Below are 22,445 nucleotides of genomic sequence, written 5' to 3' on the forward strand. Positions count from 1 at the left end.
CGGACGATGCAGAACAGGCGAGGAAAGGTGTGCCCCTGCCTGAGACACAAAGGGGAATATCCAAGGAAATGAACACACGGGATTAAGACAAGATTTATCTTAATTCGGGGTAGAAAGCAAATCGCATTTTAACGGTCATGGGCCGCGGGCGTGACTAAGTGATGGTGTTTACCAGAGTTTCATGGAGAGCTTCACCGCCAGGAGGAGAAGCACCATACCCAGGCATTTTTTTACGGAAGAGGCTTTCATGTTTCGCTGCATCACCCGGGTCCCCATGTACCCGCCCGCCCAGGCAGCGAGCCCTGCAATGGCCAGGAGACGTGGGGAGACCGACCCCAGGGCCGCGTAGGCAAGAAAAGCGGAAAACGAGGAGAAGGGCACGGCAAAGGCCGTCACCGCTGCGACCCGTTTCGGGTTGAAGCCCTGGACGATCATCAGGGGCGAAATGAGCCCGCCGCCGCCCACCCCCAGAAGGCCGGAGAAGAATCCCGCAATTGCTCCCACAAGCATGGGGCCCACAACCGGTCGGTCCTCCCTGTACTGGTTTGCATACTTCGCCCCCTTGAAAAAGAGCATCATGGACCCGGAAAAGGCGAGGAACCCGATAAAGGCGAAGAGGACCGCCCGGGTGGGAACGCGGTGGCTGACCCAGGCCCCCACCGGAGCCAGGAGAACGGATGCAGCGATGATGGGGACGCCCAGCCTGATGTCCAGGCGTTTTTCCCGGATATTGGAGACCGTGGCCCCGAGCATACTCACCGTGTTGACGAACAGGGCCGTGGGCCGTGCCTGGGCAAAGGGGATTCCCAGCCAGGTGAGGGTGGGGATGAGGACCAGGGCCGACCCGACGCCCCCCAGGGCAAAGAGGAAACTCAGGCCAAAGGAGAGGAGGGCGACGGTGAGTGTGAGGTGATCCATGGGACGTCTCCGGGATGGCTTACAGGGTGGCCAAAGGGCCGGGTTTGAAGATGGTGACCAGATCCTCCATGGGTGCGGTGAGGCCCTTGACCTCGTCAAATCCCTTGGCCGACAGGTAGGTATAGGCCACAGCCCCGCGGAAGATCGAAGAGCAGAAGGCGATGATGCATTTGTCCCGGGGCAGCTCGTCCAGACGGTTGGGCAGCTCATGCAGGGGGATGTGAACGGCAAAGGGGAAAGCGGTGTAGGCGATCTCTCGGTCTGTGCGGATGTCGAGGAAGACAAAGTGATCGTTGCCGAGAGCCTTCCGGGCCCCTGCCACGCTCATGGCGTGCTCTCCTGAGCCGAGAAAATCAAAGTCCATTTCGGTGATAACCTGGTCCAATGCGTTCATTTTTACTCCTTTGCGTAATGAGTCGGGATGGATATATCTTTATATTCCCATATTGCCAAGTAGAAATATACTCCCCTTGCGCCCTGTGTCAACTCCGGAGTGGCGTCGCCATGGTTTTCCAGGGTGGCATTGTGGTTCCATGGCCGGTTTTTTAGGGGCATGGCGGGGTGGGGCAACGGCTGTATCCGGTCTTTCGGTATCACCTCCGAAACTGTCGTTTGATGCAAATAGAGTAAAGGAAGAACCCGTGGAATTACCTTGTTATTGAGATGTAGAAAAATGATTGACAAGGTGATCAAGGGGTGGTTATTTTGCGCTGAAAATAATATTGAAATGAAATTTTTAGGTAACTATACGATAAAATGTGACATGAGGTGAGCCTACCGTGAGACGGAATTTTTTTGACAGGAGCGTTCCCATACTCCGAGCAACCCTGACCCTGCTGATCAGTCTCATGCTGCTGGTCCAGACCGCTTCGGCTTTTGATCTTGAGAAGGCCAAAAAAGACTACAACGGAGCCGGTTTTGCCGTGGCGTCCATCAAGGAGATCCTTTACGAAAACGCACCTGCCATTGCGGTGAGTTTCACGGCACCGGTGGACCGGGACCTCCTGGAAGACAAACAGATCTACCTGAAAGGGGGGAGGTCCGACCACTGGGTGGTGAATGAGGACCGCACCAAGGTGATTTTTCCCTTTGTGACCCCGAAGGCCAGGTACATCGTCAATGTCTCCAACAGGATAAAGGACATCAACGGTCAGAAGCTGGAATTTTCCGAGTACAAGACGGTCACCACCAAGGCCCTGACCCCTGGGGTGAACTTCACCTCCAGCGCCCACATCATCAGCAGCTCCAGCCCCAGACAGCTTCCGGTCACCACCCTGAACGTGGATGAGGTGACCATCGATTTTTTCCGCATCAACGCCAAGAGCCTGCCGAAGATGATGGAGCGTTTCGGCAAAAACGGCTGGGCCGACTATTACAACCTGAAGAAGCTCAAGACGTACGGCTCCCTGGTGCATACCGGCCGGTTTGCCTTGAACCCCCGAAAGAACCAGCGCACCGACTACAACATCGATCTGAGCGGCATCGATGCCCTGAGCGCCCCCGGGGCCTACGTGGCGGTGATGTCCCGGCCGGGTGAGTACAACTATCAGTACGAGCACGCCCTTTTCATGCAGACCGACATCGGGCTCCATATCCGCGAGTACAAGGGCCGGTTTGATGTCTATACCCAGAACATTGCCACGGGCAATCCCATGGCAAACGTGCAGGTGAAGATCATCAACCGGGAGGGCAAGGTCGTCGACGCCGGTGAGTCCGACGAGCTCGGGCGTGTCTCGTTTCGCGCCAAGTCCAGTCAGCATCAGCTTCTGGCCACCTTGGGGGACCAGTTTTCGGTCCTTCGCCTCGGCCGAAATGCCCTGGACCTCTCGGGGCTCAAAAACGCCGTGACCGTCCACAGCGAATACCAGATTTACCCCTGGGGTCCCCGGGACCTCTACCGCCCCGGCGACAACATTGAGGTCAAGGTGCTGGTGCGGGACTTTGACGGCAAGCTCCCGGAAGGGCTTCCCCTGAGCTATGCTTTTTACAAGCCCGACGGCAGCCGGCTCACCTCAGGCCAGCTTCAGCCTAAGGAGACCGGGCTCTATGGTTTTGATTACCAGACCTCGGATTCAAGCCAGACCGGTACCTACACGCTCAAGCTGGCCTATGCCGGGGGCAACGCCTGCCGGTATCAGGTCAAGGTGGAGGAGTTCCTCCCCGAGCGCCTGGACCTCACCCTGTTTGACGGGCCCCAGGAGGGCAAGCGGCTCTATGCCTCGCCTTCGTACGTCAAGCTGCCCGTGGCCTCCAAGTACCTCTACGGTGCCCCTGCCTCCGGCAACAAGGTGGACGGCTTTATGACGGCCAAGGTGGATCGCCACCCCTTTGGTCACCTGCCCACCTTCTTTTTCGGGGACAAATCCGAGAAACTGATGGTACGCCGCCGTGATTTTCGCACCCACAGCCTGGATGAGAAAGGCAAAACGTGGCTGAGCGTGGGCAATCTGTGGACCAAACAGACGTCTCCGGTGGAGGTCCACGCCAACGTCAGTGTGTACGAGACCGGTGGACGCCCCGTGACCCGCTCCACCCGGCTGACCATTCTCAACGGAAAGCGTTTTCTGGGCATTGAGCCCCAGTTCAGCGGCAACCCGGATTCCGACACCACCGTGGACATCAAGGTCGGGGTCGCGGACTCCGCCGGGGAGTGGCAGGAGGCCAGGGATATCCAACTCTCCCTGATCCGGCAGGATCGCAACTGGTACTGGCGTCACTCCGACAGCCGGGGCTGGCACTGGGACTGGGACGAGAGCCCGGTGACGGTGTTCACCAAGTCCCTTACCACCCGCAAGGGGGAGACCACCACCGTGAGCCTGCCCCTGAGCTGGGGCCGCTATCGTGTGGAGATCACCGACGGCACCACCCGCACCGCCTATGGGTTCAAGACCTCCTGGTCGTGGTGGGGTAACGCGGACACCGGCAGCGCCCAGAAGCCGGACCAGGTGAGCCTGGGCTTCGACAAGGCTTCTTATGTCCCCGGGGAGACGGCAGAGCTGCGCATCACCCCGCCCCAGGACGGCCTGGCCCTGGTCACCGTGGAGAGCTCTGAAAAGTCCCTGTACACCACCTACGTTCCCGTGAAGTCCGAGGGCACGGTGGTCTCCATTCCCACCAATGCCTCCTGGAATCGCCACGATCTCTACGCCTCGGTGATGGTCATCCGTCCGGGGGACATGACCGCCACCCCTGTGCCCTCCCGTGCCTTCGGCATGGTTCACCTGCCCCTCAAGCGCAAGGGGGCCCACCTGGATGTGTCCATTGACGCGCCTGAGCGCACCCAGCCCAACAAGACCGTGAAGGCCTCCATCTCCGTTTCGGCCGAAGACGGTCCCGTTCCCGCCAACACCCGCGTGGTGGTGGCCCTGGTGGACGTGGGGATTCTGAACATCACCCGCTACGCCACCCCGGACGCGGAAGGTTACTTTTTCGGTGCCCGACGCTACACCGTGGACCTGTACGACAACTACGGAGAGATCATCGACAACATAGGTCCGGCGGCGGCCCGTCAGCGGTTCGGCGGCGGCTTTGCCGAGTCCGACGCCGAGCTCTCCCGGGGCGGGGGCAAACCAAAATCCGACGTGCGCATGGTCTCGTTCTTTTCCGAGCCCCTGGCCGTGGACGCGGACGGCCATGTTACCGCCGAGTTTGAGCTGCCCGACTTCAACGGCCAGCTTCGGTGGATGGTCCTGGCCTATGCCGATGAGCAGTTCGGCAAGGCGGACGCCAACACCACCGTGGCTGACAAAATCGTCACCCAGTGCGGTTCCTGGCCATGGGGGATAACTCCACCCTGGCCCTGGACCTGCGCAACATGAGCGGCGAGCCCCAGACGTTTTCCGTTAAGATGACCCAGGGCGGCTCCCTTGCCGCGTCCACCGAGACCCGCTCCGTCTCCCTTAAAGAGAAGGAGAAGACCACCCTGCGCTTTCCCCTTACGGCGGAAAAAAGCACCGGCCAGGGTGTGATCTCCATGCATCTCACCGGACCGGGGGGCGACTCCGGGGAGGCTCTGGACATCGACCGCATCTGGCGGCTGGGTGTTCGTTCGCCCTATCCTTCGATCTCCCGGAAAACCGTGGCCACCATTGATCCGAACAGTCAGTGGACCCCGACTCTTCAAACCGATGACCTGGTGCCCGCCTCCGTGCGGTTCCAGATGAACCTGTCCGATCGTCCCCCCATTGATTTTGCGGGGCACTTTGAGTACCTGCTTCACTACCCCTACGGTTGCCTGGAGCAGTCCATCAGTTCAGGGTATCCCTGGGTTCTGGCCACCCCTGAGGGCCTGGGAGAGCTGGGCCTGACCAACCGTGTGGAGGAGCAGTTCAAGCGTCCCTATGACGAAGCGTTTCGACGGGCCCAGGTGGACAAGGCCGTGACCCGGGTACTGGACTGCCAGAAGTCCAACGGGAGCTTTGGCCTGTGGTCCTCGGACAGCCCTGAAGACGAGTGGTTGACGGTTTACGCCGCCGAGTTTCTCCATGACGCCCAGAAGATGGGGAGCCCCGTGGGCTCCAAGGCCCTTGAGAAGGCCGACAAGAGGCTGCGTACCTATCTGAAAGGCAACAACGCCAGCAGCAGGCACTGGAGCGAAGACCCCAGTCATTACCGGTTTGCCTACCGAAGCTACGCCGGGTACATTCTTGCCCGTAACGGAAAGGCTCGCCTGAGCGACCTGCGTCGTCTTTATTCCCACTACGACGGAAAGACCGATGACGACGGCCTCAGCTGGATGTACCTGTCCGCGGCCTTTAAATTCACCGGGGATGAGCGACACGGGGAGGCATCCTATGAAAAGGCCCTTTCCGAGCGACTGCGTTCCGATCGCAGGTACTACGGCGATTACGGGTCCCCCGTCAGGGACCTGGGCCGAATGACCGAACTGGCCATGGCCTATGGCTTTGAGGGCCTCGGCGAGCTGGTGGAGGACCTGGCGGACACCGTCAGGGAGCGCAGGTGGCTCAGCACCCAGGAGCGCATCTGCCTGTTCCGCACCGCCACCAAGGCCTTGTCCGGACAGGGCGACGCCAACAAGAAAAAATGGCAGGCCGTGCTCATGACCCAAAACGGCGACCAGGCCCTTTCCCGCAACAGGGATTTCTCCTCCCTGTTTGACCTGGACCAGTTCCAGGGGCTCACGGCCATCAAGGCCGGGGAAAAGCCCATCTACGCCAACGTCAGCCTCACCGGCGAACGCAAAAATGCCCCTGAGCCGGTCTCCAACGAGATGACCATTACCCGGAACTTTTACGACGTGGACGGCAACGAGATCTCGCCCACCACCCTGAAGTCCGGTGCCCTGATGGTGGTGAAGCTGACGGTTTCCGCCACCCGGCGCACCCCGGACGGCCTGGTGGTGGACCTGCTCCCCGCAGGGGTGGAGATCGAGAACCAGAACCTGGGGCTTTCAAGCGTCCGTCTGGACGAGATCCGTATCGGGGACAAGCCCGTGGGCAAGCTGTGGGACAAAGGCGCCGTCTCCCACGAAGAGTTCCGGGACGACCGCTACGTGGCCGCCGTCTCCGTGGGCGAGGAGAGCACCGTCACCCTGTTCTACCTGGTGCGCGCCGTTACCCCCGGGGTCTACCGCATGCCGGGCAGCTACGTCGAAGACATGTACCGGCCCTTCCGCCACGCCATTGGCGGGACCTTTGAAACCCTGACCGTGACGGAGTAATATCGTTTCTTTTCCGTGAAAAGGGTGCGTAAACGCACCCTTTTCACGAGAGATACCGCCTTCGACGGTGGGTAGGGTGCGCTTGCGCACCGCCGATGGGCTGCAACGGTCATGAAATTTCTTGCTCGTGTCTTCTTTGTGCCACATAGATATGGCAATATGCTTTCGAGGTGTTGTTTCACCTCCCTCGTTGCCGGAGGTCAAATTTTTACCGATTCTATGCCTTGGGTTTGATAAACAGGTTTTGTTCTATTCCCCAAAAGTCTTCGCGAATGTCCTCGCCCTGAGGAACGAAGGGAGAGGGCATTCGCAACCTGGGGTCCAGGGGATTATCCCCTGGCCGCCGGAGGCAGGCTTTTCCTGTGTGCTTTAACCATTTTCATCGTAGAAGGCTTGATTGAAACAGATGCTTTTCAATCGCAGCGCGGTCGCGCAGAAGATCCAGGCCCTGGGGGGGCGGTTTCCCAGGGCTTTTTTATGTTTGGGCCTGGTTTTCCTTTTGCTGGTGGCAGGGCTCCTTGCGCTGGACCGCCTGTACCCGGTGGACCTTGCCCCCCGGACCCGGACCTGCGTGGTCCTGGCCGAGGACGGCACGCCCTTGCGTGCCTTTGCGGACCCCAACGGGGTGTGGCGCTATCCCGTGACCCCGGAGCAGGTCTCCCCTTTGTATGTGGAGGCCCTTCTTGGGTACGAGGACCGATGGTTCTACCGTCACCCCGGCATCAACCCCGTGTCCATGGTGCGGGCGGCCTGGCAGTGGGCGGCAAGCGGCCGCATCGTATCGGGGGGCTCCACCCTCACCATGCAGGTGGCCCGGCTGCGTCGGCCGGTGCCCCGAAGCCTTTGGGGCAAATGCCTTCAGATGGCCACGGCCCTGCAGCTTGAGTGGCATTTTTCCAAGACTGAGATCCTCACCTACTATGTGAACCACGCCCCCTTTGGTGGGACCTTTGAGGGGGTGCAAGCGGCCAGCCACGCCTATTTCGGCCACGGGGCGGACGACCTTACCCGTGCCGAAGCAGCGCTTCTGGCGGTGATGCCCCAGTCCCCGAGCCGCTTTCGGCCGGACCGGTTTCCCGAAGCCGCGGAAAAGGCCAGGAACAAGTGTCTGGATCGGCTTCAGGACTTCGGGATCTGGAGCGCCCTGGAGGTCACCGAAGCCAAGGAGGAGAAGGTGATTCCCTGGCCGGTGGAGGCCAGCATGACCGCTCCCATCCTGGCCCGTCGGCTTCATGCCGGGGCCGTGGAAGGCACCGACCGGGTGGAGACCCTCATCGATTTTTCTCTGCAGGAAGCCATGGAGCAGTTGGTGATGGACTATGCCACCGCGCTGCCCCCCCATGTGTCGGTGGCGGTCCTTGCCATGGAGAACAGAACCGGGGCGGTGAAGGCCTATGTAGGGTCTGCGGATTTTTTCAATGAGGAGCGGTTCGGCCACGTGGACATGGTGCGGGCCCTTCGGTCCCCGGGCTCCACGGTAAAGCCCTTTGTCTTCGGCATGGCCCTGGACCAGGGGCTGATCTGTTCCCAGAGCCTGCTCATGGACGTTCCCATCCGGTTCGGGGACTACCAGCCCGTGAACTTCCACCGAAGCTTCAGCGGCCCGGTGAGCAGTGCCTCGGCCCTGGCCCACTCCCTGAACCTTCCAGCCGTGCAGCTCATGGACCATGTGGGCCCCCGTTTTTTTTATGCGGGGATGGTCAACAGCGGATTTCACATCAAATTGCCCCTGGGGGCCGTGCCCAACCTCTCCATGGCCCTGGGGGGCTTTGCCACGAGCCTCGAGGACCTGGTGCTGGCCTTCTCCAGCCTGGGACGTGGCGGCAAAACCATCAAGCCCCGCCTGGTCCGGGGCGCTCCCACCGAGGAAGCCAAGCTTCTCTCCGAAGGTGCCGCCTGGATCATTCAGGACATGCTGATTCCCCCCCGTGCCCGTCAGATCCGGGACACCGGGGCCTTGTTTGCCGTCAAGACCGGCACCAGCTACGGGTTCCGGGATGCCTGGTCTTTGGGGGTGGATCGGGACTACACCGTGGGGGTGTGGGTGGGGCGGCCCGACGGCGCTCCGGTGCCGGGCCATTACGGTGCCCAGACCGCCACCCCGCTATTGAAACTCGCCTTTCAGCTCCTGCCCCGTCACACCGGCCTGGTGCCGCGGCCGGATTCCGTCTCCGAGGGCACCATCTGCTGGCCCGAGGGCAAGGCCGTGGCTCCGGGGCAGAGCTGCGATCAGCCACGCATCGCCTGGCTCCTGGACAGGACCGCTCCTCCCACCCTCACCGCCACCCGGGAGACCCCCGGGCCTGCCGTGACCACCCTGGAGCTTCCCGTCACCCCGGACGGTCGGTATCGCATCCCGTCAGGCTGCGATGCCGGAGAACCTTCTGTGCGAAAGCGCTTTACCCTCTGGCCTGTGGCCCTGGAGAGCTGGCTGGAGCCGTCCCGGAGGCGACGGCAGATCATACCGCCTCGGCTTCCTGCATGCGCAGGGGTCACCGACAGCGTCATTGACGAGCCTGTGCGTATCAAGGGGATCGAAGACGGGGAGATCATCATGCGAAAGGATGCCAAGCGGGATTACCCCTCCTTTGACCTGGGGGTGGAAGGGGGCAACGGCCCCTGGTACTGGTTTGAACGCACCGGCAGGGCAGGGGCCCACCTGGTCCTTCCGGCCCACCCATGGCGGCCGGTACCAGATCCTTGTGGTGGATCAGAGCGGCGCCCTGGACCGGGTTTCCGTGGAAAGGAGATTAGCCCGGATCGCCCGAAGGGTGAGAAAAACAAACCGCAAAGGCTGATTTACAGTTTGTATTATCAACATAGCTGACATGTTCATATCTCCGTTCCAAAAAAAAGACCCCGCCCTCCATTGCTGGAAGACGGGGCCTTTATGTCTAGGGCATTGAGCACCAACCGTGCGCTGGGCCAAGGGAGAACTCTCCCCCCCGGACTCAAAACTCTGACATATCTATCGCAGAGGATCGATGCTCGCCCTATACACCTGTATCAGGGCTCAGGCATCACAGAAGTCGTCTCCCAAGGCGGGGCAGGCATGGGCCGTGACGAGACAGCGGCCCTGGCCCTGTCGGCCGGGAGGTGTTGCGTCGACTTCGTCGAGTGAGCCCCTGAGTCGGGACGTCATAATCTTATTAAAAAAAACGGGATGCTTCTTTCAGGGGAGCGGATACGATAGATGGCTCATTCTGCCATGGCCATCATGGGTCTTGCTCGGGGGTGTTCAATGTTATTCTTCCGTCTTCCCTGTTTACTGCGGGGCTGAGAAACGCCCCTGTGGTCACCAAACCATGGCAACCATATAAAAATGGGAGTTACATTTCGGTTACGAAACGGCCGCCCTTTCTCCTCTGAATGTGAAGCTTCGGGGGGATGTCTTTGGAAATGGTGCGGTTAGCGGACTTTTTTATGTGGGGGCTAAACCGTTGACGCACCAAAATCAGGGGCCCAGAGCCTGTCTATTTCTTCTTTTACTTCCTCTTCTGTGTATCCGGTACGGACCAGTGCTTCCTGGTAGGCACGGGTGAGATCGTGGATTTTTCCGGTGTTCCCGGCGGCTGCGTGGAGGTCAAAAAGGTTGTTCATCATTTCTGTGGTGCCATGGGGGACTGAAACGTTCGATGAGCTCCAGATCTTCCCGGCTCGGGATGCCGTGGGCATTGATCAGGGCGCTCCAGGCGGTTGCGGCATTACTTAGTGTGTTGAGGAAAAAGCGATCGTTAAATTCTCCGGCGGCGTCGTCGTAGGAGATGCTCTTGAGAAAAGGTCCCTTCCAGAAGGAGAGGGCATGGCGAAAGGCGTTGGCCGCCTGCCAGTGCTGGCGGTTTCTGTAGTGGGTCATCCCCTTGGAGGCGGCGTCCAGGAAATCATGGGCGTCAATGCGGCAGTGGGCCAGGAAGAGCTGCCTGTTTTTGTGCTGGAGGTAGTCCTGGAAATCAAAGGCAGGTCGGCCCGCTGGGTGGGAGACTTTTTTTCTCAGCCTGAAGAGCATGACCTTCAGGGCCTTGAGTGCCTTTTCCTCATCGGATTCGGGCCATATCATATGGAAGATATCGTGGATCCCCATGCTGCGGGAGGGGGAGCAGATCAAGGCGGCCAGGAGGCGTTGCTCGTGATGGCTGAGCCGGGTGCCGTCCAGGATCTCGTGGCCCTCGATGTACAGGGCAAACCTGCCCAGGGTGATGATTTCAAGGAGGGGCAGGGGGCGATGTTCCGCATCAAAGGAGACCTTCAGCCGGTCTTCGGCCAGGGTCAGGGCAAACTCGGGCAGGATGCCCTGGGCGCGGGCCATCTGCAGAACAGGAAGCATGACCCTGGGGGTCCAGGTGTCAAAGTGGACGTATCGCTCCTTCTGCATGAGGGAGAGCAGCTTTCGAATGTCGTCGCAGGCCTCCTGGTCCCGGTTGCGGGTCAGGTAGAGGCAGGCCCGGTGGGCAAGGGCGCCGCAGCGGATGAAGCGTTCGCCCGAGCCCCGGCTGTTGTCGATGGCCCGGGTCAGGTAGGCCTCGGCCTCTTCGGCTCTGTCGAGCTGCACATACATGGCCCCCAGCACCATGGATTGGAGGGTCACAAAATAGGGCACCCTGGCCTGATGGCGAAGGGCCAGGGAGACCTGGGCGGCCTCCAGCGCTTTGACGGGTTCGTGTTTCAATCCGTAGATGTAGGCCTGGTAGTGAAGAAACTGGCTTTTCAGGTGGGCGTTTTCCCCTGCGTTGTCCGGTGAGAGGGCCCTTTCCGTTAGCTGCAGGGCCGTTTTCGTGTCGCCGACGGCAAGGGCCTGGCAGGTCTCCCAGATGGTTGAAAAGCCGTTGAGAACCGTCTGTTGGAGAAGGTCATGGCGCGTCCGTCGCTGGAGGATGGGTTTCAGGTGGTTGTAGTTGAAAAAGTCTCCGGTGATCTCCAGCTGGTTGAGCTGGGCCAGCCCGGCGCGCAGCCTGGCGGACTCGGTGAGCCCGGGGGTGGAGAGGTGAGGAAGCTGTGCGTCGAGCTCTTCGGCGGATTTGAGAAATCGGCCCCGGCCCATGCGGTTGAAGCAGGAGGCTGTGTGTGCCTCCACCAGCAGGGGCTGCATGTGGTGCTCGCGGGCCGTTCGTTTGGCCAGGGTGGCACAGGCTTCGGAGGCGCTGGTGTCCCCCGTAAAGTAGAGGTGGCAGGTGCCCAGGGCCGTGGCTGCCCGGGTCAGGTAAAAAGGAGACAGGCCCTGGCGCAGGCGGTTGAAGAGCTCGGTTGCCCGGGCAAAAAGGGGCCTGGCCCGGTTGACTTCGCCGTCCATGAAGACGTGGTTGATGCAGATCTCGGTGGTGGCCAGGAATTCTCCGGGCAGGTCCCTTTGGGCCACAAAGAGAGTGCGGGCGCGGTGAAGGTTCTTAAGGGCCGCGGCGGGATCTGTCTCAAGGGCGATGAGGCCCGTGAAAAAGGAGGTCCATCCCCTGGTGTCGGCCTCGTCTTCTGGAATCGTGGAGAGGATTTTGTAGATGGCATGGGGTTTTTCGGACTGGTAGAGGGAGAGGCCGTGTCGCCTCAGCAGGGTCTCCGTGGCGTTGAAATTGCCCGCGGCTGCATAGGAGGAGAGGGCTAACCGGAACGCATGGTTTTTTTCGTGCCATGCCCCGGCCAGGTTCAGGAAGTCGGTGATCTCTTCGGCACTGCATTGCTCCCTGCATTTTATCCTCAGGAACTCCCGGAAGAGGGGATGGAAGGTGTAGGGCGCGTCCTTGCCTTTGCTTTGGGAGAGAAAAAAGTGGTCACGGCGGAGGACCTCCAGGGTATCGCAGAGCTCCGGGCCGTCTCCTGCCTGCCGGGCAATGCCCGGCGGGATCTCCTCCAAAAGGGCCAGTTTGAGCAGGGCTTCCGAGACATGGGCGGCCATGGCAGGGTAGACCTCCTCGGCAAAATACCAGAAATCGAACTCTGCGTCCCGGCAGGGCCGCTCCCCGGAAACCGGAGGCAACGCCGGAATGCCGCCCATGAAAAGGCACCTGGCCCTAAGCCCCGTGATCCAGCCGCCGCAGGTCTCAACGAGTTGGTGGAGCTGCGCCCGCGACAGGGGCAGTTCCATGCATCGGTGCACAACATCACGGGACTCTTCCGCGTTGAAGGCCAGTGACCGGCTGTCCAGGTAGACGCACTGGCCCGACTGAAACAGGGCGCGGACCTGCCTTGGGATACGGCGCCTGGAGATGAGGATGACGTAGAGCCCCGGGGTGGGTTGCGACAAAAAGGCGGTGAGGAATTTTAAGGCCGCCGGTGAGGCCTCGATGTGGTGCAGGTCGTCAAAGACGATGTACAGGTCGGTCTTAAGGGCCTTTTTCAGGTCGGCAAGGAGGGCCCGAGCGATTTTGCCCATGGCCTGGATGGAGAGATCTCCCCGGGTGAGCATGGTGCCTGCCGTGCGGGAGGAAAAGGCGGGGACAGCCTCTTTCAGGAGTGTGTAGAGCCCCGAAATGAGGCGGGTGGCATCCATGTCCGCAGGGTCCAGGGCGCACCAGATGCTCCGGGTGGAGACGTGGTCCAGGTACTGGCGGAGCTTTGCCTCCCCTGGCCGGCCTGGGCCTCGATGAGCAGGGATCGTTTTTTGCCGAAGGCGCGCAGGTCAATGGCCTGCAACACAGAGTGTCGGACGCAGGTGCCATCTCCCGGGGACTTCGGGGCAGATGGCGTGGAAGGGGACGGGACCTGTCTGGTCTTTCCGTTTCGGGACTCAAAAGAGGTGCAGGGTACAGGCATAGCGTTGGGCCGATGTCATGGTGATGCGTATGGAAGCCGTGGGGTCGAAAATACCGCGGCCTTGAATCGTTCAACCGTCAAGGGGAACCGGGCAGGGCCCGCCTGTAAAGGCGGTACCCTGCGCAGGATGGCTCGGGCTATCGCGGCTTTTCCTCCCTTGCCGCCTGGGCCTGGACAGCCGTGATGGCCACGGTGTTAACGATGTCGGGGACGGTGCAGCCCCGGCTGAGGTCGTTGACCGGGTACCTCAGGCCCTGGAGGATGGGGCCCACGGCCACGGCGTCGGCGGATCGCTGCACCGCCTTGTAGGTGTTGTTGCCGGTGTTCAGGTCCGGGAAGATAAAGACCGTGGCCTTGCCGGCCACCTCGCTGTCGGGGAGCTTGGTGCGGGCCACGGCCGAATCCACGGCGGCGTCGTACTGGATGGGCCCCTCGATCTTGAGGTCCAGGCCATTTGCCCTGGCCATGTCCCGGGCAAGGCGGGTGGCCTCGCGGACTTTCTCCACGTCGGCGCCGCTTCCCGAGCCCCCGGTGGAATAGGAGAGGAGGGCCACCGTGGGGTCGATGTGGAAGGTGCGGGCGGTTTCGGCCGAGCTGATGGCGATTTCGGCAAGCTGGGCCGCATCGGGGTCGGGGTTCACCGCGCAGTCCCCGTAGACGAGGACCCGGTCCTCCAGGCACATGAGAAAGACGCTGGAGACCAGGGAGACCCCCGGCTTGGTGCGGATGATCTGCAGGGCGGGCCGGATGGTGTCCGCCGTGCTGTGGACCGCTCCCGAGACCATGGCGTCGGCGTCGCCTTGCCGGACCATCATGGTGGCGAAAAAGTTTCGCCCCCTGACCACGTCCCAGGCGTTTTCCTCGGTGATGCCCTTGTGTTTGCGCAGTTCGTAGTAGGTTCGGGCATAGGATTCGAGGAGGGGAGAGGTGTGGGGATCGACGATGTTGGCCCGGGAGAGGCGCAGGCCCAGTTGGGTGATTTTTTCCTGAATGCGCTCGGTGTTTCCCAGCAGGGTGATGTCGGCCACCTCCCGATGAAGGAGGAGCTCGGTGGCACGAAGGATTCTCTCTTCGTCCCCTTCGGGAAGCACGATGTGCTGTTTTTTCTTTTTTGCCCGCTGGATGAGGTTGTACTCAAACATCTTGGGGGTGACGATGGCCGTACGGGTGGTGACGAGTTTTCGCTCCAGCTCGGTTGTGTCCACATGCTTTTCAAAGAGGGCCAGAAGCTGGGTGATTTTTCGGTCGTCGTCCGGGGAGATCTTGGTGTGGAGACGGCTGACCCGGCTGGCAATGGGGAAGGTGTCCTCCTGCACGCTGAGGACCGGGAAACTCCGGGGGGCGGTGGTGAGCAGGTCCATGATGGTGTCGTCGGGTTTCAGGCCCCCGGTGAGGATCATGCCCGCGATGTTCTGGCGGGTGGCGGAGGCTCCGGCGGCCAGGCAGGCCACGATGACGTCGGTGCGGTCCCCTGCGGTGATGACCAGGGAGCCTCGCCTGACCCGTTTCAACAGGTTCTGGATCTGCATGGCGCCGATGGTAAAGCTGCTCACGTGAAATCCGAGCCACTTCTCCCCGCAGAGCACCTCGGCTCCCAGGGCGCGTGCCACCTCTGAAACGGTGGGACGCGCCAGGGCCGGGTTCTCCGGGATACCGCAGATGAGAAGGGACGCTGCCTGGGGGTTGGACCGGAGGCGACGGACGATCTCTTCGGTCTGCTCCGGCGCCGTGCGGTTGATCACGGCGCCTATGGTCTGGCACTTCTTGTCCTGGAGGGACTCCAGGGCCACTTCCATGGCGCGGACGGTTTCGTGGGTGGACCTCCCGTGGCCGTTGGCCACCAGCAGCACCGGGCAGGAGAGATTCTTGCTGATCTCGGCGTTGATGTCGAACTCGAAGGCGGCGGTGGATGTGGCGTAGTTGGTGCCGTCGCAGACGATGAAGTCGCAGGTCTCTTTGAGTTCATTGTACTTTTTGATGATCCCTTCGATGACCTCCATGGGCCTGCCCCGTGTGGCCAGGTCCGTGGCCTCCTTGGCCGAGTAGCCGTACATTTTCTCGTAGGGAGCCTCCAGGCCGAAGTGGGTGGCGATGAGGTGGGTGTTGCTGTCCAGCTCGTCCAGCCCCGAGATGATGGGGCGGAAAAATCCCACCCTGCCGATTTTTCGATGCAGCAGCTCCATCACCCCCAGGACTATGGCTGATTTTCCGCTTCTGGCCTCTGTTCCCGCAATATACAGACTATCGGACATCTTATCCTCCCTCGTCACCCGTGAAAAAGCCCGGACCGTGTGGATCACCGCGATGGGATGGGGGCAGGCACGTCATGGCCTGCACCCCTGCCGTTGCGATTCATCGCCGGGTTTGCCGTCGTGCATGGTCTTGTCGTGTAAATGGCTGTGGAATCTGTGCCCGCAGGCCGTCGCGGGCGGTAAGTGTGTGCTGCGAATACCCCATTTTGTCTCAGAGATCGCAGGGTTCGTCAAGCCTCATCTCATCTTCCGCAGGGGGCTTTATCCTTGGTGGCCAAGGGGTGTTCCCCTTCCACTGCTCGGCTGGCTGACGAGGCCAGTCAGGGGGTGTGGGGTTGGGTTAAACTGAAAAATTGTATTGTATTGTAATTAATTTTTTGTGGTAAAACGGCCTTTTTTGGGAGATATTATAAATAAAATCCACTGGAGGTCGGGGCAAACATATATTGAGTTCAAAATAATTTCGTGGTAGGTGGTGAATCAATGTTTTTACCTGGTAAACAGGCAGCGCAGGGGCAGGCCCTTTGCTGTCATGGCGGAAATTACACCTGGGCGGGAGATTATGGACGAGGTAGACAGTCATCTTGAACACGTGGATTGCACCAAGCTTTTTTTTACAGACCTCAACGGCAGGCTCATGAACCTGTCGGTGAACAAGCACAAAATCGGCGAAATTTTCGAAAACGGCGTGGGGTTTGACGGCAGCTCCATTGCCGGGTTCGCCAACGTGGAGCACAGCGATCGCATCCTGATGCCGGACGCGGACACCCTCTGGAAGATTCCCTTTGAAGAGGAGAAGGTGGGGTTTTTCATCGCCAATGTACTCAACGAGGAGGGAGCCCCGGCAGCCGTGGATCCCCGGACCATTCTCCAGGAGGTGGTCCGGAGCGCCGAAGAGGAGTTCGGCTTCCGGTTCCTGGTGGGGCCCGAGCACGAATTTTTCCTGCTCAACGGCGATGAATTTGCCCTGACCGCAAAGCGGGGCTTTCCCTCGGATGTTCACACGGATCAGGCAGGCTACTTCCACTCCACCCCCCACGACAAGGGCCAGGCCATTCGCCAGCAGATCACGGATGTCCTGGAGCGCTGCGGTATCGTCTACGAAAAATCCCACCACGAAGTCACCCCGTCCCAGCACGAGATCAACCTGGAGTGCACCGACCCCGTGAGCGCGGCAGACCGGACCCTCCTGTTCACCTATGTGGCCCAGCGGGTGGCCCAGGAGAACGGGTTCTATGCCAGCTTTATGCCCAAGCCCTTCAAGGAGCACAACCGCAACGCCTTTCACATGCACCTCTCCGTTCAGGACGCCGAGGGCACCAACCTCTTTTACGACGAGGCCGCAGACCAGAACCTGAGCACCGTGGCCCGTCAGTTCATCGCCGGGATCCTCAAGTACGCCCGGGAAACCTCGGTGGTCATGGCCTCCACCGTCAACTCCTACAAGGCGTATGTGGTGGAAAAGGAGGCTCCCATTGTGCGTGGCTGGGGCTTTCGAAACCGCAGCTCCATGGTTCGGGTCCCTTACACCACAAGCCCTTCGGCCACCCGTATTGAGCTGCGCAACCCGGACCCGGCGGGCAACGTCTACCTGCAGATGGCCACCCTCATCGCCATGGGCTTGCAGGGCATCCGGGAGGCCCTTGCCTCGGACAACCCGGACAAGGGCAGCACCTACGAGCGTGATTACCAGATGAAGGTCTGGGATGAGCGCTTCCTGCCCCGCACTTTCTACGAAGCACTGGTGGAGGCCGAGCGCAGCGAGTTTCTCAAGGGCTTTCTCGGGGAGAAGCTCTACGACAACTTCATGACCCTGAAAATCGAGGAGTGGGAAGCGGATCGCATCCATATCTCGGCAAGGGAGCAGCGGCAGTACCTCTCCATCTGACGCCATGGCAGGGTGACTATGCTCCCTTGAATGAACTTACTACTGAAGGCCCGGCAGGCATCCGCCCGCCGGGCCTTTTGTGTTTTCTGAAAGGAAACCATTGGAAAAAATTGGCCTTGTTTTAACTTTTTTTTGCGTCTGCCTCGGTATACGGTTTCATCCCGGATGGTGTGTGCGAAAAAATGGCTGCGGAAAACATGGGTGATTGCCCTGCAATGCCTCAAGACAACGAGGTGTCGAAAGAATGGTTGCTGAGGAAAACAAACAATGAGCTCTCCTTCACGTGTGTTGCTCATCGGGTGGGATGCGTCGTGCTGGGACGCCATCTTCTCCCTGATGGAGAGCGGAAACGTACCTGCAACGGACCGGGACGACTCTCTTTTCAAGGTGTTGTGTGGGGTGCTGGACGAGGTGAAAGACGGCGCCACGGTGGTTCTGGTTGCTTCCGACGAGGAGCCGGGGCTCTGCCAGGCCCTGGGGGCGATGTTCCTGAAGATGGGATGCTGGAGCGACGCGGAGAGATACTTCAAGCGAACCCTTGCCGTGGTCCCGGGCAATTCCGGGGCAACCCTGGGGCTGAGGCGATGCGCCGTGGCGCGTCGGCGATGCCAGGAGGCGGCCGAGAAGGCGCTGACGTCTGTGGGGGTCAGGTTTCACTATCCCGACGGGCATGATGTGCTGGCAAGGGCCCTGGTGCAGCTGGGGGTCTCGGAAAAGGCAAGGGACGCCGTGAGGCCGGGCCATGGGTACAGGCGCTGTGCCGGCGAGGAGGCCGGGTCCGAGTGGTATCGGGCCCTTGCCTGCCAGGCACGCAGGCGCATCCATGCCCTCAAGGCCGAAGCCCTTGTCGCGGCAGGGGAATCTTGCAGAATGTCTTGCGGGCACAGCAGCGATTCTCTGTCCGGGGCGGTGGCAGGTTTGTCTCAAGAAAAGCAGCAGAGGCATCTCCCCGGTTAGCCGAGGGTGACCTCGCTTACCTGGGGCGGGGTGATGGTGACCACGTCGATAATGGCCTCTTCGGTGATGATCTGAAAGTGGTGCAGGGGATGCTTCATGGTGGAGGCCGCGTAGGTCTCGGCCCGGACGTAGTCGAGGAAGGGGGAGGCCGGTGGAGCTGCCTAGCAGTGTCGCTCCGGTGTACGTTCCCTTGTCGGCCTCGCGGGTGTAACTGGCGTTGAGGCTCTCTAAGGCCATGATCTCGCCGGGGAAGGCGATGTGAAAAAGGCGGGGGGACCTTCTGGGGGATGCCTTGCCGTTGTCCTTTGACTCTTCCGCCCAGATCTCAAGGGTGCCTGCAACTTCCATGCGCATCAGCACAAGGGCTTCGGCGCTGTTGATCTGCGAATAATCCATGGGGCCATCCATTGTTTTGGTTTGGTTCACGGGGAATACCCTTAGTTTAATTCGGTGCCCGGGGAAGATCAAGGGATCCTTTGGTGGAAGCCGCACCCTGCAAAAACTTGGCTGGCCCTTGCCCGGGTTTCTGATATAGATTGCCAAAGGCAAACGTTTTTTATGGGCAACGTCTTCGGCAGGGTTTCCCCAAGATGGCAGACATCCTTCACTCCAAGCTCCTTGCGCCTCACCAGCAGGGCCTCCTCGACCGGGGACGGCTCCATGCATGCTTCGGTGAGCTCTTCCAACGAAAAATTACGACGGTGGTGGCCGGGGCCGGTTACGGCAAGAGTACCCTGGTGGCCCGGGCCTTAGGGCAAGGCGGGGCTCAGACCGTCTGGTACCGGCTGGATGCCTTTGACCGGGACCTGTCGGTGTTCATGGGGTACCTCATCAGCGGGATCGAAGGGCTTTGTGCCGGGTATGGCGGGGTGCTTCCGGCTGTCCCGGAGAGGGTCTCGGTCTCCCGGGAGGAGCGCGAAGCGTTTCTTTTGGCCTTTGCCAAAGGCCTTGAAGAGATGGTCGCCACCGAGACCGTCATTGTGCTGGATGACTACCACCTGGTGGGCGAGAGCGCCGAGGTCAACGGGGCTCTGGATTTTCTCCTGGAGAGACTCCCTCCCTTGATGCATGTGGTTGTCATCAGCCGCACGGCCCCGCCCCTTCGCCTGTCGAGGCTTCGGGTGGCAGGGGGGCTTCGTGAGATCGGTGAGCGGGAGCTTGCCTTTAGCGAGGAGGAGATCGGCGCCCTCTTTTCCCGGGTGTTCGGCATGTCCCTTTCACGGGATGCCGTGGGACATCTGCGTGAGAAAAGCGGGGGATGGGCCGCCAGTCTCATGCTGTTTCGATGTTCTCTGCAGGATGCGGGGGACCGCGGGGTGGAAGGCAGGCTCCTGGAGCTCAAAGGATCCCAGGGCTATGTCTTTTCCTACCTGGAGGAGAACGTGTTCGAGACGCTGGAGCCCGACGAACAGGATTTTCTGGTGAAGAGCTCCCTGCTTGCAACCCTTGACCCCGGGCTGTGCGATGCCGTCCTGGGCATTGACGACTCCCTGGCGCGCCTTCGGGCCCTCGAAGACCGCCACCTGCTTACCTTCTCCCTGGACCCAGGCCGCAGGTCCTTTCAGTACCACCATCTGCTTCGGGATTTTTTGCGGGAAAAGCTCTCCGAACAGGTGGACGGCGAGGTTATTGGCGCCCTTCACCTTGCGGCGGGCGAGGCCATGGAGACGGACACGCCCCTGGAAGCTCTGAACCACTACCTGGACGGGCAGTGGTATGACAAGGCCGCCCGGGTTGTGGAAGCCCTGGAGGGGCGGTTCATCATCCAGGGCAAGGTTCGTTCCTTAAGGGCGTGCCTGGCGGCGTTCCCGTCGGCCTACCGCAACCGGACCCCCCATCTTTTGACCATCGAGGCAAAGCTCCTGTCCTGTGCGGGCATGCCCCGGGAGGCCATCGCCCTGTTGAGGCGGGCCCTGGTTCTTTTTCGCGATGTCCATGACGGCCCCAATGAGATGAAGTGCCTGTCGAACCTGGGGTTTCTCTATTACTACACCGGCAACGTGCGTGAAGCCAGGCTCCTGCTGGAGCAGATTGTGGGGGGCCAGGACCCCCACTCCGAGACCTACGCCTTTACCATGACCTTCCTTATCTTTTTTGCCGCAGTTCTGGGGGATATGGAGGCCTCGGACGCCTACACCCGGGAGGCCATGGATGCCATCTCGCTTCTGGACGAACCCGACCGGTCCGCAAACCTCACCATCGTGGAAACCTCCCTGGCCTACCGCCTTTACTACGCAGGGGATTTCAAGGCCTCCCTGGAGGTGAGCCGCCGCTCCCTTCAACGGGCCGGGGAGCACGGGCTGGATTTTTGCCTGCCCCTGACCTACTACCAGCTTTCTGTGTGCTGCTTTTTCCTGGGTGCCTTTGATGACGGGTGCACCTATGCGGAGCAGGGCATCGCAGCCTCCGAGGCCATTGACCTTAACGACAGCCAGAAGGGATGGGTCTATGTGGCCTGGGCTCAGAATTGCCTGGGGTTGGGAGAGCCGGACAGGGCCGAGTCCCTGGCGCGAAAGGGCCTTGCCATCTTTGAGTGTCCGGAGAACAGGTGGGGCATGGCCAGCACCCATGACTTTTTCCACGAGATCAGCTTGGCGCGGGGCGATGTCGAGTCTGCCCGGGCAAGCCTGGAGACCGCCGCAGGGCTCATTAAAGGTTACGGCCTCACCGTCACCGAAGGCATTCTGGGCATCGGTCAGGCCGGGCTGGCCCTGGGAGAGGGGAACCCGGAAAGAGCCCTGAGCATTCTTGAGGAGAGCAGAGACAAGGTTCGGCCCGCCGCCCATCATCTCCTTGCCCTTTATCTTCTGGAGACAAGGTGCCACCTGGCAGCCTCACGGGAGGAAGAGGCTCAGGTCGCTTTCGAGCGCGCCCTTCACCTTGCCGCAGACAAGGGACTTGTCCACCGGATGACCGGTGAACCGAAGCAGCTCGTGCCCCTTTTGGCCCGATGTTATGCAAAGGGCTGCCGGACAGAGCTGGTGGTGCGTCTCCTCAAGGCCATGGGTGCTCCCGCAACAGATGGGCTGGCCGTTCTTGCCAGGGGTAGGGACTCTGCGGCCAAAGGCAGCGCAAAAGCACTGATGGCCCTCATGCCCTCCCCTGCCGCGCCCCCTTTGACTCTCTCTCTTCTGGGGCCCTTTGCGGTCAGTGTTGGGGGTGAGGCAATCCCTTCCGAGGCCTGGACCAGCACCAAGGCCCTGACAATTCTACAGGCCTTGGCGGCAAAACGGCGCGCGGGCTTTGTCCATCGGGAGACCCTCACCGAACTTCTCTGGCCCGAAGAGGATGCGGAAAAGACCGCCAAGCGCTTCAACGTGGCCATGAGCGCCCTGCGCGCCACCCTGGAGCCCCACCGCACCGCCAAAGGGGCCTCGTCCTATCTTGTGAAGCAGCAGGACGCCTATCGGCTCGACCTGGGCGATGGGGGAATCATCGACGTGGAGGTGTTTCTGGATCACCTGGAGGCCCTGGACAACGAAAAAGACGCCCCCCTTCAGGACCTCCTTGCCGCCGAAACCTGCTGGAAAGGCCCTCTCCTGGAAGAGTACCCCTTTGACGCCTGGTGCCAGCCGGAGCGCGACTCCCTGACAACCCGGTACCTTGCCCTGCTTATCCGGATCATGGATCACCCGGACATGGCAGACCACCCCGCCAAAGCCCTTGCCTGCGCCGAAACCTACCTGGGGCTCGATCCCCATGCCGAACCCGTCTACCGCACCGTTATGCGCCTTAATGCCCGCATGGGCAATAACGCCGGGGTGGTGACCGCCTACACAGCCTGCCAAACCCACATGCAGGCCCTGGGATGCCCCCTGCACGAAAAAACCATGGCGTTGTACGAGCAGCTTATTGGCTGAAAGGTTTTGCCTCATGACGGTACCGGACCTTCGGGTACCTATTCGCTCCCAGGCTCTGCCTGGGAGTGTCGGTTGCAAGGCTCCGCCTTGCCGGTGTGAAGCATAGCGGCGTAATGGATTTCCCTTACCGGGTGAAGCGATTTCGGGCG

At 61.0% G+C, this 22,445-nt stretch carries 10 protein-coding genes; 6 read left to right on the top strand and 4 right to left on the bottom strand.

Going from position 1 to position 22,445, the window contains the following annotated elements:
* Positions 1–168: 168 nt before the first annotated feature.
* Both ACOYW1_RS31120 and ACOYW1_RS31125 read right to left on the bottom strand, forming a co-directional pair.
* The gene (locus tag ACOYW1_RS31120) at positions 169–918 is read right to left on the bottom strand and encodes a sulfite exporter TauE/SafE family protein (protein ID WP_482414582.1); all 750 of its coding nucleotides are present in this window, start codon (positions 916–918) and stop codon (positions 169–171) included.
* Between the two features lie 19 nt (positions 919–937).
* Positions 938–1,312 (bottom strand): rhodanese-like domain-containing protein, encoded by a 375-nt coding sequence (locus ACOYW1_RS31125; RefSeq protein WP_482414583.1) that lies wholly within the window; start codon positions 1,310–1,312, stop codon positions 938–940.
* A gap of 385 nt (positions 1,313–1,697) precedes the next feature.
* Here ACOYW1_RS31125 and ACOYW1_RS31130 point away from each other — a divergent pair, with 385 nt between their 5' ends.
* From ACOYW1_RS31130 to pbpC, 3 genes are all read left to right on the top strand, one after another.
* A complete protein-coding gene (locus ACOYW1_RS31130; protein ID WP_482421020.1) occupies positions 1,698–4,736 on the top strand; it encodes an alpha-2-macroglobulin family protein in 3,039 nt (1,012 codons plus the stop codon).
* Positions 4,694–6,598 carry an alpha-2-macroglobulin family protein gene (locus tag ACOYW1_RS31135; protein WP_482421021.1) on the top strand — a complete coding sequence of 635 codons (1,905 nt, stop codon included), beginning with the start codon at positions 4,694–4,696 and terminating at the stop codon, positions 6,596–6,598. The genes ACOYW1_RS31130 and ACOYW1_RS31135 overlap by 43 nt, the downstream gene beginning before the upstream one ends.
* A gap of 406 nt (positions 6,599–7,004) precedes the next feature.
* Complete coding sequence (gene pbpC / locus ACOYW1_RS31140) at positions 7,005–9,425, top strand: penicillin-binding protein 1C (protein WP_482423864.1); 2,421 nt, start codon at positions 7,005–7,007, stop codon at positions 9,423–9,425.
* A gap of 756 nt (positions 9,426–10,181) precedes the next feature.
* Here pbpC and ACOYW1_RS31145 read toward each other — a convergent pair.
* Positions 10,182–13,076: a winged helix-turn-helix domain-containing protein gene (locus ACOYW1_RS31145; protein ID WP_482421022.1), complete on the bottom strand. Its 2,895-nt coding sequence runs from the start codon at positions 13,074–13,076 to the stop codon at positions 10,182–10,184.
* Positions 13,077–13,476: 400 nt separating this feature from the next.
* The gene (pta, locus tag ACOYW1_RS31150; protein ID WP_482421023.1) at positions 13,477–15,591 is read right to left on the bottom strand and encodes a phosphate acetyltransferase; all 2,115 of its coding nucleotides are present in this window, start codon (positions 15,589–15,591) and stop codon (positions 13,477–13,479) included.
* A gap of 562 nt (positions 15,592–16,153) precedes the next feature.
* Between pta and ACOYW1_RS31155 the strand changes: the two genes are divergently transcribed.
* The 3 genes from ACOYW1_RS31155 (at position 16,154) to ACOYW1_RS31165 (ending at position 22,296) form a co-directional block, all read left to right on the top strand.
* A complete protein-coding gene (locus tag ACOYW1_RS31155; RefSeq protein ID WP_482421024.1) occupies positions 16,154–17,479 on the top strand; it encodes a glutamine synthetase family protein in 1,326 nt (441 codons plus the stop codon).
* A gap of 267 nt (positions 17,480–17,746) precedes the next feature.
* Positions 17,747–18,436, top strand: coding sequence for a tetratricopeptide repeat protein (locus ACOYW1_RS31160; RefSeq protein WP_482421025.1), 690 nt, complete (start codon positions 17,747–17,749; stop codon positions 18,434–18,436).
* Between the two features lie 590 nt (positions 18,437–19,026).
* Positions 19,027–22,296, top strand: coding sequence for an AfsR/SARP family transcriptional regulator (locus ACOYW1_RS31165; protein ID WP_482421026.1), 3,270 nt, complete (start codon positions 19,027–19,029; stop codon positions 22,294–22,296).
* Positions 22,297–22,445 lie beyond the last annotated feature (149 nt).

The organism is Desulfoluna sp. CYM3A (assembly GCF_056829965.1).